The 247-nt window shown below is 57.1% G+C and carries 1 protein-coding gene; it reads left to right on the top strand.

Annotated features, from left to right (window positions below; genetic code table 11):
* Positions 1-247: helix-turn-helix domain-containing protein (locus ABLN87_RS22435; protein ID WP_353014336.1), on the top strand; the 247-nt coding region annotated here is incomplete at both ends.

Below are 247 nucleotides of genomic sequence, written 5' to 3'. Positions count from 1 at the left end.
GTTGCCGACCAAGCGCACTTTGGAAAAGCTGGGCATTCCGAAGACCACCTTCTATCGCTGGTACGACCGATATCTCGTCGACGGCCCCGAGGCGCTTGAAGATCGTAGACCCACGCCGTCGCGGGTCTGGAACCGTATTCCCACGCCAGTGCGCGAGAAGATCAAGGATCTGGCCCTGAAGGAAAGTGAGCTTTCCCCGCGTGAGTTGGCTGTTCGCTTCACCGACACAGAAAAGTACTTTGTGTCA

This window comes from Ruegeria sp. SCP10 (assembly GCF_040329495.1).
GTDB lineage: Bacteria > Pseudomonadota > Alphaproteobacteria > Rhodobacterales > Rhodobacteraceae > Ruegeria.
Note: the sequence above shows the minus strand (reverse complement) of the source record. Positions and strands in the feature narration are given on the sequence as shown.